Origin of the sequence: Pseudomonas sp. TWP3-2, from assembly GCF_049897765.1 — a bacterium.
Lineage (GTDB): Bacteria > Pseudomonadota > Gammaproteobacteria > Pseudomonadales > Pseudomonadaceae > Aquipseudomonas.
Window position 1 is genome coordinate 201713 of the sequence record NZ_JAFCWW010000009.1, and the last position, 13533, is coordinate 215245.

The 13533-nt window shown below is 57.9% G+C and carries 10 protein-coding genes; 9 read left to right on the forward strand and 1 reads right to left on the reverse strand.

What is annotated here, in order from left to right:
- Positions 1–229 precede the first annotated feature (229 nt).
- The 3 genes from ACP7EE_RS16040 (at position 230) to ACP7EE_RS16050 (ending at position 3307) form a co-directional block, all read left to right on the forward strand.
- Positions 230–1081: a glycine betaine ABC transporter substrate-binding protein gene (locus tag ACP7EE_RS16040; RefSeq protein WP_426235183.1), complete on the forward strand. Its 852-nt coding sequence runs from the start codon at positions 230–232 to the stop codon at positions 1079–1081.
- Between the two features lie 259 nt (positions 1082–1340).
- Complete coding sequence (locus ACP7EE_RS16045) at positions 1341–1652, forward strand: DUF485 domain-containing protein (RefSeq protein WP_266018425.1); 312 nt, start codon at positions 1341–1343, stop codon at positions 1650–1652.
- Positions 1649–3307 carry a cation acetate symporter gene (locus ACP7EE_RS16050; protein WP_426205021.1) on the forward strand — a complete coding sequence of 553 codons (1659 nt, stop codon included), beginning with the start codon at positions 1649–1651 and terminating at the stop codon, positions 3305–3307. Before ACP7EE_RS16045 ends, ACP7EE_RS16050 begins: the two co-directional genes overlap by 4 nt.
- 948 nt (positions 3308–4255) lie before the next feature.
- Here the strand turns inward: ACP7EE_RS16050 and gltA are convergent.
- Positions 4256–5545: a citrate synthase gene (gene gltA / locus ACP7EE_RS16055; RefSeq protein ID WP_071486445.1), complete on the reverse strand. Its 1290-nt coding sequence runs from the start codon at positions 5543–5545 to the stop codon at positions 4256–4258.
- Between the two features lie 364 nt (positions 5546–5909).
- On the opposite strand from gltA, the gene sdhC reads away from it, so the two are divergent.
- The 6 genes from sdhC to odhB all read left to right on the forward strand — a co-directional run bounded on the left by sdhC (position 5910) and on the right by odhB (position 13499).
- Positions 5910–6284 (forward strand): succinate dehydrogenase, cytochrome b556 subunit, encoded by a 375-nt coding sequence (gene sdhC, locus ACP7EE_RS16060; RefSeq protein ID WP_420648030.1) that lies wholly within the window; start codon positions 5910–5912, stop codon positions 6282–6284.
- The gene (gene sdhD / locus ACP7EE_RS16065; RefSeq protein ID WP_045057756.1) at positions 6278–6646 is read left to right on the forward strand and encodes a succinate dehydrogenase, hydrophobic membrane anchor protein; all 369 of its coding nucleotides are present in this window, start codon (positions 6278–6280) and stop codon (positions 6644–6646) included. Before sdhC ends, sdhD begins: the two co-directional genes overlap by 7 nt.
- 3 nt (positions 6647–6649) lie before the next feature.
- Positions 6650–8422: a succinate dehydrogenase flavoprotein subunit gene (gene sdhA, locus ACP7EE_RS16070; RefSeq protein ID WP_426235185.1), complete on the forward strand. Its 1773-nt coding sequence runs from the start codon at positions 6650–6652 to the stop codon at positions 8420–8422.
- An 11-nt stretch (positions 8423–8433) separates the two neighbouring features.
- On the forward strand, positions 8434–9138 hold the full coding sequence (locus ACP7EE_RS16075) for a succinate dehydrogenase iron-sulfur subunit (protein ID WP_420648032.1): 705 nt from the start codon (positions 8434–8436) through the stop codon (positions 9136–9138).
- A gap of 260 nt (positions 9139–9398) precedes the next feature.
- Positions 9399–12230 carry a 2-oxoglutarate dehydrogenase E1 component gene (locus tag ACP7EE_RS16080; RefSeq protein WP_426235187.1) on the forward strand — a complete coding sequence of 944 codons (2832 nt, stop codon included), beginning with the start codon at positions 9399–9401 and terminating at the stop codon, positions 12228–12230.
- 42 nt (positions 12231–12272) lie between these two features.
- Positions 12273–13499 (forward strand): 2-oxoglutarate dehydrogenase complex dihydrolipoyllysine-residue succinyltransferase, encoded by a 1227-nt coding sequence (gene odhB / locus ACP7EE_RS16085; RefSeq protein WP_426235189.1) that lies wholly within the window; start codon positions 12273–12275, stop codon positions 13497–13499.
- Positions 13500–13533: the final 34 nt, after the last annotated feature.

Consider the following 13533-nt stretch of genomic DNA (forward strand, 5'->3'; position numbering starts at 1 on the left):
CCGGCGCGGGATTAATGGCGTTCTGATGTCGTTTCTCGATGGCTTGAGGTCGCTGGCAGAGCAGGTCGCGATGGGCGTCAGGTTGATGATCAAAGCCGTCAGCTCTCTGTTGATAAAGCGCACTGACATTCGATCCAGATTGCGGTCAGGCGTGATGGGCGCTGTGCACCATAACAATACGTTGACGTCGCCCGGCATCCGTCGGGCGCAGCATTTCGGGGAAGTAACGATGAAGATGCGACGACTTTTAGGCGCAGGGGCCGCTCTGGTGCTTGCGGTGGGATCCACGCTCGCCAGTGCTGAAACCAAAACCCTGAACATCGGTTACGTTGACGGCTGGTCCGACAGCGTCGCGACCACCCACGTGGCGGCCGAAGTGATCAAGCAGAAACTCGGCTACGACGTGAAACTGCAAGCCGTCGCCACCGGAATCATGTGGCAAGGCGTTGCTACCGGCAAACTCGATGCAATGCTGTCCGCCTGGCTGCCGGTGACCCACGGCGATTACTGGACCAAGAACAAGGATCAGGTCGTCGATTACGGCCCGAACTTCAAGGATGCGAAAATCGGCCTGATCGTGCCGGAATATGTGAAAGCCAAGTCCATCGAAGACCTGAAAACCGATGACACCTTCAAAAATCGCATTGTCGGCATCGACGCCGGCTCAGGCGTGATGCTCAAGACTGACCAGGCGATCAAGGATTACGGCCTCGATAAGTACTCACTCAAGGCCAGTTCCGGCGCCGGCATGATTGCCGAGCTGACCCGTGCCGAGAAGAAAAACGAATCCATCGCCGTCACCGGTTGGGTACCGCACTGGATGTTCGCCAAGTGGAAACTGCGCTTCCTCGACGACCCGAAGGGCGTGTACGGCGCGGCTGAAACCGTCAACAGCATCGGCAGCAAAGAACTCGAAGCCAAGGCGCCGGAAGTGGCCAAGTTCCTGAAAAACTTCCAGTGGGCGTCGAAAGACGAAATCGGCGAAGTGATGTTGGCGATTCAGGATGGTGCCAAGCCTGATGCAGCGGCTAAAGCATGGGTAGCCAAACACCCGGAGCGCGTGGCTGACTGGACCAAATAACAGCAGCAGCAGCGCGATACCTGTGGGAGCGGGCTTGCCCGCGATAGCGGTCTGTCAGTTGACTAATCAGTTGGCTGACACGACGCCATCGCTGGCAAGTCGAATCGTCGCACCGCAGCTCCCACAGTTTTTTGTGTGTGCTGGAAATTGGCACAAGTGTCATGGCGGTCTACTACTAAGGTCGTCTGGAACCCGGCTCGCAGCCGCATACAGTGGATATGTTCCAACTATAAAAATCTGTGCTGCGAGGATAAAAACAATGAACGACAGCATTTACCTCTCGATTCAAAACAGCCCGCGCTTCAAGGAGCTGGTCAGCAAGCGAGAAAAGTTCGCCTGGATTCTTTCGGCGATCATGCTCGGGCTTTACTCCGGATTCATCCTTCTGATTGCTTACGGGCCGCATATTCTGGGCGCGAAGATCAGTCCTGAGTCATCCATTACCTGGGGCATTCCGATCGGTGTCGGGCTGATTCTCTCGGCCTTCATCCTGACCGGCATCTACGTGAAACGCGCCAACGGCGAATTCGACGACCTGAACAATGCGATTCTCAAGGAGGCTCAGCAATGATCCGGCGTCTATTGGCTCTATTGAGTGTCGCGGCTTTCGCGCCGGGTGCCTGGGCGGCTGACGCCCTGACCGGTGCAGTGGCCAAACAACCGCTGAACATTCCGGCGATCCTGATGTTCGTGGCGTTCGTTGGCGCGACCTTGTACATCACCTATTGGGCGTCGAAGAAAAACAACTCGGCGGCCGACTACTATGCGGCCGGTGGCAAGATCACCGGCTTCCAGAACGGTCTGGCGATTGCCGGTGACTACATGTCGGCGGCGTCCTTTCTGGGGATTTCCGCGCTGGTGTTCACCTCCGGCTACGACGGCCTGATCTACTCGATCGGCTTCCTGGTGGGCTGGCCGATCATTCTGTTCCTGATCGCCGAGCGCCTGCGTAACCTGGGCAAGTACACCTTCGCCGACGTGGCGTCCTACCGCCTCGGGCAAACCCAGATTCGCTCGCTGTCCGCCTGCGGTTCGCTGGTGGTCGTGGCGTTCTACCTGATCGCGCAGATGGTTGGCGCCGGCAAGCTGATCCAGCTGCTGTTCGGCCTTGACTACCACGTTGCGGTGATCCTGGTCGGCGTGCTGATGTGCATGTACGTGCTGTTCGGCGGCATGCTGGCGACCACTTGGGTGCAGATCATCAAGGCCGTGCTGTTGCTGTCCGGTGCCTCGTTCATGGCACTGATGGTGATGAAACACGTCAACTTTGACTTCAACACACTGTTCTCTGAAGCGATCAAGGTTCACGCCAAAGGCGAAGCGATCATGAGCCCGGGCGGGCTGGTGAAAGATCCGATCTCGGCGTTCTCCCTCGGTCTGGCGCTGATGTTCGGTACCGCCGGCCTGCCGCACATCCTGATGCGCTTCTTCACCGTCAGTGACGCGAAAGAAGCTCGCAAGAGCGTGCTCTACGCAACTGGCTTCATCGGCTACTTCTACATCCTGACTTTCATCATCGGCTTCGGCGCGATCCTGCTGGTCAGCACCAACCCGGCGTTCAAAGATGCAGCGGGCGCTCTGCTCGGCGGCAACAACATGGCGGCGGTGCACCTGGCTAACGCAGTCGGTGGCAGCATCTTCCTCGGCTTCATTTCTGCGGTAGCTTTCGCGACTATTCTGGCCGTTGTGGCTGGTTTGACCTTGGCCGGTGCCTCGGCGGTGTCTCACGACCTGTACGCCAGTGTGATCAAGAAGGGCAAGGCGAACGAGAAGGACGAGATTCGCGTTTCGAAGATCACCACCATCGCCTTGGCGGTGCTGGCGATCGGCCTGGGTATCTTGTTCGAAAGCCAGAACATCGCGTTCATGGTTGGTCTGGCGTTCTCGATTGCCGCGAGCTGTAACTTCCCGGTGCTGCTGCTTTCGATGTACTGGAAGAAGCTGACCACCCGTGGGGCGATGATTGGTGGCTGGTTGGGTCTGATCAGCGCGGTTGGCTTGATGATCCTTGGTCCAACCATCTGGGTGCAGATTCTGCATCACGAGAAGGCGATTTTCCCTTATGAGTATCCGGCGCTGTTTTCGATGATTATTGCGTTTGTGGGGATCTGGTTCTTCTCGATTACTGACAAGTCGGCGGCTGCGGACAGGGAGCGGGCGTTGTTCTTCCCGCAATTTGTGCGTTCGCAGACTGGGTTGGGGGCGAGTGGGGCGGTTTCGCACTAAGCGCCATTAGTTTTGAGAAAATGCCCTGGTCGTGAGATTGGGGCATTTTTTTTTGTGTGGGCGGTTATCGGGTTTTGGGGTGCATATCCGTTGCTGCGGTGATGGCTTCTTGCGGTTTCGCCCTTACGGCGAGTCACCTTTTCCAGACGCCGAAAAGGTAACCCAAAAGGCTTTGCCCTGACGTTCGGCCCTCGCTGTGGCTCGGGTTCCTTCGCTCCGGGATTGATCCGGGGGCATCGCCTCCGGTTTGCTTCGCTGCACCTCCTCTCGATGTGTTTGGCTTCGCCAAACGTCGCTGCGCTCCCACCCCCGGATCAATCCCTCCACTCAGCCTTCCGACGGGCGCTCGAAATCAAAAGCGGTACTCGAGCTAACGCTCATTGTGTTGAGTGGTGAGAAGCGAAGTGCGGTTTTCGGATGGATCTCAAAACCTGTGGGAGCTGCGGTGCGACGATTCGACTTGCCAGCGATGGCGGCCTCACAGCCGACCAATCTCTTCCGGATGTCCACACCCCCTGTAGGAGCTGCCGAAGGCTGCGATCTTTTGATCTGGCTTTTGCTGTGGCTGTGCCGTGGCTTTTGATCTCCAGCCCCATCGGCAGGCCGAGCGTAGGCGCTCATCAGGGGTAGGCGCGCAGCGCCGTGCGGCGAAGCCGCATTCATCGAGAGGAGGTGCAGCGCAGCAAACCGGAGGCGATGCCCCTGATGGGCGCCGTAGCGAGGGAACACTGAGCCTAGGCGAAGTGCCGTACGTCAGGGTAAAGCCTTTTGGGTTACCTTTTCGGCGTTTGGAAAAGGTGACCCGCCGTAAGGGCGGAACCCTAAGAAGCCATCACCGCAGCAACGGATATGCCCCCAACCCAAAAACCGCCACACAAACAAAAACGGCCCCTATAAAAATAGAGGCCGTTCCCGAATGCAACTCAAGACATCAAAGCAAAAGAAATCTTATTTGCGATCTTCCAGCTTGGTAATGTCCCGCGACTCATACCCAGTGTACAGCTGACGCGGACGGCCAATCTTATACGGGCTGGAGAGCATCTCTTTCCAGTGCGAAATCCAGCCAACAGTACGTGCCAGCGCAAAAATCACAGTGAACATGCTGGTCGGAATGCCGATCGCCTTGAGGATGATCCCCGAGTAGAAGTCGACGTTCGGATACAGCGAGCGCTCGATGAAGTACGGGTCGGTCAGCGCGATCTCTTCCAGGCGCATGGCCAGTTCGAGTTGCGGATCGTTTTTGATGCCCAGTTCTTTCAGCACTTCGTCGCAAGTCTTTTTCATGACGGTAGCGCGCGGATCGCGATTTTTGTAAACGCGGTGACCGAAGCCCATCAACTTGAACGGATCGTTCTTGTCCTTGGCCTTGGCGATGAACTTGTCGATGTTCGAGACATCGCCGATTTCATCGAGCATGGTCAATACGGCTTCGTTCGCACCGCCGTGGGCAGGGCCCCACAGTGCGGCGATACCGGCGGCGATACAGGCGAACGGGTTGGCACCCGAAGAGCCCGCCAGACGTACGGTGGAGGTCGACGCGTTCTGCTCGTGGTCGGCATGCAGGATGAAGATCTTGTCCATGGCCTTGGCGAGCACCGGGCTGATCGGTTTGATCTCGCACGGGGTGTTGAACATCATGTGCAGGAAGTTTTCCGCGTACGTCAGGTCGTTGCGCGGGTACATCATGGGTTGACCCATGGAGTACTTGTAAACCATCGCTGCCAGAGTCGGCATCTTGGCAACCAGGCGGATCGCGGAGATTTCGCGATGCTGCGGGTTATTGATGTCCAGGGAGTCGTGGTAGAAGGCCGAGAGGGCGCCGACTACGCCGCACATGACGGCCATCGGGTGGGCGTCGCGACGGAAGCCGTTGAAGAAGGTTTTCAACTGCTCGTGAACCATCGTGTGGTTTTTCACGGTGCTGACGAACTGGGCCTTCTGTTCTGCAGTCGGCAATTCGCCGTTGAGCAACAGATAGCAGGTTTCCAGGTAGTCCGACTGTTCAGCCAGTTGTTCGATCGGGTAGCCACGGTGCAACAGAATGCCGTTGTCGCCGTCGATATAAGTGATCTTCGATTCGCACGAGGCGGTCGACATGAAACCCGGGTCAAACGTGAAGCGGCCCGTGGCCGTCAGGCCCCGAACATCGATAACATCGGGACCAACGGTGCCGGTTAAAATGGGCAGCTCGACGGGGGCTGCGCCCTCGATGATCAACTGCGCTTTTTTGTCAGCCATGTGGCCTCCTATTTATGCTTGAAATCATCAGACAGACCCCCCACGCAGGGCCCGCACCACTATAGTGAGATAAATTCGAATGTCAATTTGCCTAAAGTCTTGCTCCAGAAGGCTTTAACCGTACTTTTTCCTCGAAATTGCCTGCCATTTACGCCTTTTATTCAACTTGTGCAATCCGCTATTGGGGGTAGGTGATTGCGTTGTCATTAGTAGCCTAACTGTCTATACTCGGCGACCGACCGCCAAGGGCTTTTGGGCTTGCTTTCATTGGGGGTCGCATCCCTGGGTGGTGGTTACCTGACCAGTGCACTCCCCAACAACTTTGCCCTGATTGTTAGGGGCTCTTCAGTGTGAAAAAAAAGCCGTGAAAAGCCAACGACCTGTAAACCTAGACCTAAGGACCATCAAACTCCCCATCACCGGCGTTACGTCGTTTCTTCACCGTGTTTCCGGCATCATCCTCTTCCTGGGCCTTGGCATCATGCTTTATGCATTGGGCAAATCCCTGGGTTCCGAGGAAGGTTATGTCGAGGTGAAGGCATGCTTGACCAGTCCGCTGGCCAAGTTCGTAGCATGGGGCCTTCTGTCCGCTCTGCTGTATCACCTGGTTGCCGGCGTGCGCCACTTGATCATGGACATGGGCATCGGTGAGACGCTGGAAGGCGGCCGCCTGGGCTCGAAAATCATCATCGCCATTTCCGTGGTGCTGATCGTTCTGGCAGGAGTTTGGATATGGTAACCAGCGTTACGAACCTTTCGCGTTCGGGCCTCTATGACTGGATGGCGCAGCGTGTGTCTGCGGTCGTTCTCGCGGCTTATTTCATCTTCCTGATCGGCTACCTCGCCGCGAACCCTGGCATTGGCTACGAGCAATGGCACGGCCTGTTCGCTCACAACGGGATGCGTATCTTCAGTCTGCTGGCCCTCGTTGCCCTGGGCGCTCACGCCTGGGTCGGCATGTGGACCATCGCGACCGACTACCTGACGCCGATGGCGCTGGGCAAGTCCGCGACTGCAGTACGTTTCCTTTTCCAGGCAGTATGCGGCGTCGCGATGTTCGCTTACTTCGTCTGGGGTGTGCAGATTCTCTGGGGTATCTGATTCATGGCTAACATTCCAACGATTTCTTTCGACGCCATCATTATTGGTGGCGGCGGTGCTGGCATGCGCGCAGCGCTGCAATTGGCACAGGGCGGTCACAAGACTGCCGTGATCACCAAGGTTTTCCCGACGCGTTCGCACACTGTATCGGCTCAGGGTGGCATCACCTGCGCGATCGCTTCTGCCGATCCGAACGATGACTGGCGCTGGCACATGTACGATACCGTCAAGGGTTCCGACTACATCGGTGACCAGGACGCTATCGAATACATGTGTCAGGAAGGCCCGGCTGCCGTTTACGAGCTGGACCACATGGGCATGCCGTTCTCGCGTACCGAGCAGGGCCGTATCTACCAGCGTCCGTTCGGCGGTCAGTCGAAGGATTACGGTAAGGGCGGGCAGGCTGCCCGTACTTGCGCCGCTTCCGACCGTACTGGCCACGCGCTGCTGCACACCCTTTATCAGGGCAACCTGAAAGCCGGCACCGTGTTCCTCAACGAGTACTACGCTGTCGATCTGGTGAAAAACCAGAAGGGCGAGTTCGTTGGTGTGATCGCAATCTGCATCGAAACCGGCGAAACCACCTACATCCGCGCCAAGGCTACTGTTCTGGCTACCGGCGGTGCAGGTCGTATCTACGCTTCCACCACCAACGCCCTGATCAACACCGGTGACGGCGTCGGCATGGCTCTGCGTGCTGGCGTGCCGGTACAAGACATCGAAATGTGGCAGTTCCACCCGACCGGCATCGCCGGCGCCGGTGTGCTGGTTACCGAAGGTTGCCGTGGTGAAGGTGGATACCTGATCAACAAGCACGGCGAGCGTTTCATGGAGCGTTATGCTCCGAACGCCAAAGACCTTGCCGGTCGTGACGTGGTTGCCCGCTCGATGGTTAAAGAGATCATCGCCGGTAACGGTTGCGGTCCGAATGGCGACCACGTAATGCTCAAACTCGACCACTTGGGCGAGGAAGTGCTGCACAGCCGTCTGCCAGGCATCTGCGAACTGTCGAAGACTTTCGCCCACGTTGACCCGGTTGTTGCTCCGGTTCCGGTTGTTCCGACTTGCCACTATATGATGGGCGGCGTGCCGACCAACATTCACGGTCAGGCGATCACCCAGAACGCTGATGGCGAAGACCAGATCATTCATGGTCTGTTCGCGGTAGGCGAAGTGGCTTGCGTATCGGTTCACGGTGCCAACCGTCTGGGCGGCAACTCGCTGCTCGACCTGGTGGTATTCGGCCGCGCTGCCGGCCTGCACCTGGAAAAGGCTCTGACCGACGGCATCGAATACGATGACGCCATCGAAGCTGATATCGATGCAGCCCTGTCGCGTCTGAACGCACTCAACACCCGTACCGACGGCGAAGACGTTGCTACCCTGCGTCGCGAGCTGCAAAGCTGCATGCAGAACTACTTCGGTGTGTTCCGTACCGGCGAATACATGCAGAAAGGTATCGCCCAGCTGGCTGACCTGCGTACGCGTATCGCCAACGTCAAGATCAACGATAAGTCGCAGGCGTTCAACACTGCACGTATCGAAGCGCTTGAGCTGCAAAACCTGCTGGAAGTCGCTGAAGCCACTGCTATCGCGGCCGAAGTCCGTAAAGAGTCCCGCGGCGCGCACGCCCGTGAAGACTTTGAAGATCGTGACGACGAAAACTGGCTGTGCCACACCCTGTACTTCCCGGGTGACAAGCGCGTAACCAAGCGTGCCGTGAACTTCTCGCCGAAAACTGTTCCGACTTTTGAACCTAAGATTCGGACTTATTAAGGGTGGCCGCCATGTTGCAAGTCAGCGTTTATCGTTACAACCCTGATCAGGACGCCGCGCCGTTCATGCAGGAATTCCAGATCGATACCGGTGGTAAAGATCTGATGGTGCTGGACGTGCTGGCCCTGATCAAAGAGCAGGACGAGGGTTTCTCCTATCGTCGCTCTTGCCGTGAAGGTGTCTGCGGTTCCGACGGCATGAACATCAACGGCAAAAACGGTCTGGCGTGCGTTACGCCGCTGTCCGCTGTCGTAAAAGGCAACAAGTTGATCGTTCGTCCGCTGCCAGGTTTGCCGGTTATCCGTGACCTGGTTGTCGATATGAGCATCTTCTACAAGCAATACGAGAAGGTTAAGCCATTCCTGCAGAACGATACGCCGGCTCCGGCCATCGAGCGTCTGCAGTCCCCTGAAGAGCGTGAAAAGCTTGACGGTCTGTACGAGTGCATCCTGTGCGCTTGCTGCTCGACCTCTTGCCCGTCCTTCTGGTGGAACCCGGACAAGTTCCTGGGTCCAGCCGCTCTGCTGCAAGCGTATCGCTTCCTGGCAGACAGCCGTGACACCAAGACGTCCGAGCGTCTGGCTTCGCTTGATGACCCGTTCAGCGTATTCCGCTGCCGGGGCATCATGAACTGCGTCAACGTATGTCCGAAAGGCCTGAACCCGACTAAGGCCATCGGTCACATCCGTAACATGTTGCTCTCCAGCGGCGTGTGATTCAGCCGATGTACCTGTAGCACCGCAACAACTGTAGAGGCCGTGGCGCGGGCTTCAACCCGCGCCAAGGCTATAACCAGAGCAGCAGCCATAAGCTGCGGCTCTTATTTTGAAGAAATGAGACAAGCAGGGGCATCCGGGCTGGTACCCGGACTATCAGTGTGATCCTAAGTGGCTTGTTTTAGTCGCTGCATTCGGACTTCTGCAAGTTTGCTCGGTGTCGACATCGATGGTGTTCCCCTAACCGAGGGTGACCAAGCATGCAAGAAAGCGTGATGCAGCGCATGTGGAACAGCGCCTACCTTTCAGGTGGAAACGCTGCCTATGTGGAAGAGCTCTACGAGCTCTACCTGCACGACCCTAACGCTGTGCCAGAAGAGTGGCGCACCTACTTTCAGAAGCTGCCTGCCGACGGCGGCTCTGCCACTGATGTTTCGCACTCCACAATTCGCGATCATTTCGTGCTGCTGGCAAAGAACCAGCGCCGCGCTCAACCGGTTTCCGCCGGGAGCGTGAGCAGTGAGCACGAGAAGAAGCAAGTTGAAGTGCTGCGATTGATCCAGGCCTACCGTATGCGTGGCCACCAGGCAGCCCAGCTTGACCCGCTGGGGCTGTGGCAGCGTCCTGCACCTGCAGACCTGTCGATCAATCATTACGGCTTGACCAATGCCGATCTTGATACGACCTTCCGTGCCGGCGACCTGTTCATCGGCAAAGAGGAAGCGAGCCTACGCGAAATTCACGAAGCGTTGCAGCAGACATATTGCCGCACCATCGGCGCTGAATTCACGCACATCACCGATTCCGAGCAGCGTCACTGGTTCCAGCAGCGTCTGGAAAGCGTGCGCGGCCGTCCAACGTACTCCGCCGACATCAAGAGCCACCTGCTCGAGCGCGTCACCGCCGGCGAAGGTCTGGAAAAATACCTGGGTACCAAATACCCGGGTACCAAGCGTTTCGGTCTGGAAGGCGGCGAAAGCCTGATTCCGATGCTCGACGAGCTGATCCAGCGTTCCGGTTCCTACGGGACTAAGGAAGTCGTGATCGGCATGGCCCACCGTGGCCGTCTCAACGTGCTGGTCAACACCTTCGGCAAGAACCCGCGCGAGCTGTTCGACGAGTTCGAAGGCAAGAAGAAGGTCGAGCTGGGTTCCGGTGACGTTAAATACCACCAGGGCTTCTCGTCCAACGTGATGACCACCGGCGGTGAAGTTCACTTGGCGATGGCGTTCAACCCGTCTCACCTGGAAATCGTTTCCCCGGTGGTAGAAGGTTCGGTTCGCGCTCGTCAGGATCGTCGTAACGACCCTACCGGTGAGAAGGTTCTGCCGATCTCGATCCACGGTGACGCGGCATTCGCCGGTCAGGGCGTGGTGATGGAAACCTTCCAGATGTCGCAGACCCGCGGTTTCAAGACCGGCGGTACCGTGCACATCGTGATCAACAACCAGGTTGGTTTCACCATCAGCAACCCGCTGGACTCGCGTTCCACCGAGTACGCGACCGACGTTGCGAAGATGATCCAGGCGCCGATCCTCCATGTGAATGGTGATGATCCGGAAGCCGTATTGTTCGTGACCCAGCTCGCCATCGACTACCGCATGCAGTTCAAGCGTGACGTGGTAATCGACCTGGTCTGCTACCGCCGTCGTGGCCACAACGAAGCTGACGAACCAAGCGGCACCCAGCCTCTGATGTACCAGCAGATCACCAAGCAGCGCACTACCCGTGAGCTGTACGCTGACAGTCTGACCCAGAGCGGCGTGCTCGACGTTGAGCGTGTTCAGGCGAAAGTCGACGAATACCGCAACGCGCTGGACAACGGTCTGCACGTAGTGAAAAGCCTGGTCAAAGAGCCGAACAAAGAGTTGTTCGTGGACTGGCGTCCGTATCTGGGCCACGCCTGGACTGCGCGTCACGACACGAGTTTCGACCTGAAGACCTTGCAGGAACTGTCCGCCAAGCTGCTGGAAATTCCGGAAGGCTTCGTGGTTCAGCGCCAGGTTGCGAAGATCTACGAAGATCGCCAGAAAATGCAAGCCGGCGGCCTGCCGATCAACTGGGGTTACGCCGAAACCATGGCGTACGCGACCCTGGCGTTCGAAGGTCACCCGATTCGCATGACCGGTCAGGACATCGGTCGCGGTACGTTCTCGCACCGTCACGCTGTTCTGCACAACCAGAAAGATGCTGGCACTTACATTCCGTTGCAGCACCTGTACGACGGTCAGCCGCGCTTTGACCTGTACGACTCGTTCCTGTCGGAAGAAGCCGTTCTGGCGTTCGAATACGGTTACTCGACCACCACGCCGGATGCGCTGGTGATCTGGGAAGCCCAGTTCGGCGACTTCGCCAACGGTGCCCAAGTGGTTATCGACCAGTTCATCACCAGTGGCGAGCACAAGTGGGGCCGTCTGTGCGGTCTGACCATGCTGCTGCCGCACGGTTATGAAGGTCAGGGTCCTGAGCACTCTTCGGCTCGTCTGGAGCGTTACCTGCAACTGTGCGCCGAGCACAACATTCAGGTAGCTGTACCGACCACGCCGGCTCAGATCTACCACTTGCTGCGTCGTCAGGTGATTCGTCCGCTGCGCAAACCATTGGTCGTCCTGACTCCGAAGTCGCTGCTGCGCCACAAGCTGGCCATCTCGACCCTGGAAGATCTGGCCGAAGGTTCGTTCCAGACCGTGATCCCGGAAATCGATGTACTGGACCCGCAAAAGGTCGAGCGCGTTGTTCTGTGCAGCGGCAAGGTCTACTACGACCTGCTGGAAAAACGCCGTGCCGAAGGCCGCGAAGATATCGCCATTGTGCGTATCGAGCAGCTGTACCCGTTCCCTGAGGACGACTTGAAAGAAGTCCTGGCTCCTTACACCAACGTCAAACATGCCGTCTGGTGTCAGGAAGAGCCGATGAACCAGGGCGCCTGGTACTGCAGCCAGCACCACTTGCGCCGCAGCATCAGCAACCTCGACAAGTCTCTCGTACTTGAGTACGCGGGCCGTGAGGCTTCTGCTGCACCTGCTTGTGGTTACGCATCGATGCACGCCGAGCAGCAGGAAAAACTGCTGCAAGCCGCGTTTACCGTTTAACGCCTTCGCGCATTTGAAACCGAATTTAAGGAACTACAGATAATGGCTATCGAGATCAAAGCCCCCACTTTCCCGGAATCGGTTGCCGATGGCACCGTTGCCACCTGGCACAAAAAACCGGGCGACGCTGTCAAGCGTGACGACCTGATCGTCGACATCGAAACTGACAAAGTCGTACTGGAAGTTCTGGCTACTGCCGACGGCGTGCTGGGCGCAATCGTCAAGAACGAAGGCGACACCGTTCTGTCCGACGAAGTCCTGGGCTCCATCGAAGCGGGCGGCGCTGCTGCCGCTGCTCCGGCTGCCGCTGCCGCTGCCGCTGCTGCTCCGGCTGCTGCTCCAGCTGCCGCCGGCGCTGACGAAGATGCTATCGCTGCTCCTGCCGCGCGCAAGCTGGCTGAAGAAAACGGCATCAACCTGGCGTCCGTAAAAGGCACTGGCAAAGATGGCCGTGTGACCAAGGAAGACGTGGTTGCCGCTGTTGAAGCCAAGAAAGCTGCTCCGGCTGCTGCACCGGCCAAGGCTGCCGCTCCATCGGCCGCTGCCCCGGTACTGGCTGCTGGCGACCGCGTCGAGAAGCGCGTGCCAATGACCCGCGTTCGCGCCACCGTGGCCAAGCGTCTGGTTGAAGCACAGTCGAACATGGCGATGCTGACCACTTTCAACGAAGTCGACATGACCGAAGTCATGGCCCTGCGTTCGAAGTACAAGGACCTGTTCGAGAAGTCCCACAATGGCGTACGCCTGGGCTTCATGTCGTTCTTCGTCAAGGCTGCCACCGAAGCGCTGAAGCGCTTCCCGGCTGTCAACGCTTCGATCGACGGTGCCGACATCGTTTACCACGGCTACGCCGACGTTGGTGTTGCAGTTTCCAGCGATCGCGGTCTGGTGGTTCCGGTTCTGCGTAACGCCGAACTGATGAGCCTGGCTGAAATCGAAGGCGGCATCGCCACCTTCGGCAAGAAAGCCCGTGACGGCAAACTGTCGATGGACGAAATGACCGGCGGTACGTTCACCATCACTAACGGTGGTACCTTCGGTTCGATGATGTCGACTCCGATCGTCAACCCGCCGCAGGCAGCGATTCTGGGCATGCACAACATCATCCAGCGTCCGATGGCAATCAACGGTCAGGTCGTGATCCGTCCGATGATGTACCTGGCACTGTCCTACGATCACCGTCTGATCGATGGCAAAGAAGCTGTGACCTTCCTGGTGACCATCAAGAACCTGCTGGAAGATCCGGCTCGTCTGTTGCTGGATATCTGATAGAAGCAGTCACGCGCTGCAAGCTTCAAGCTGC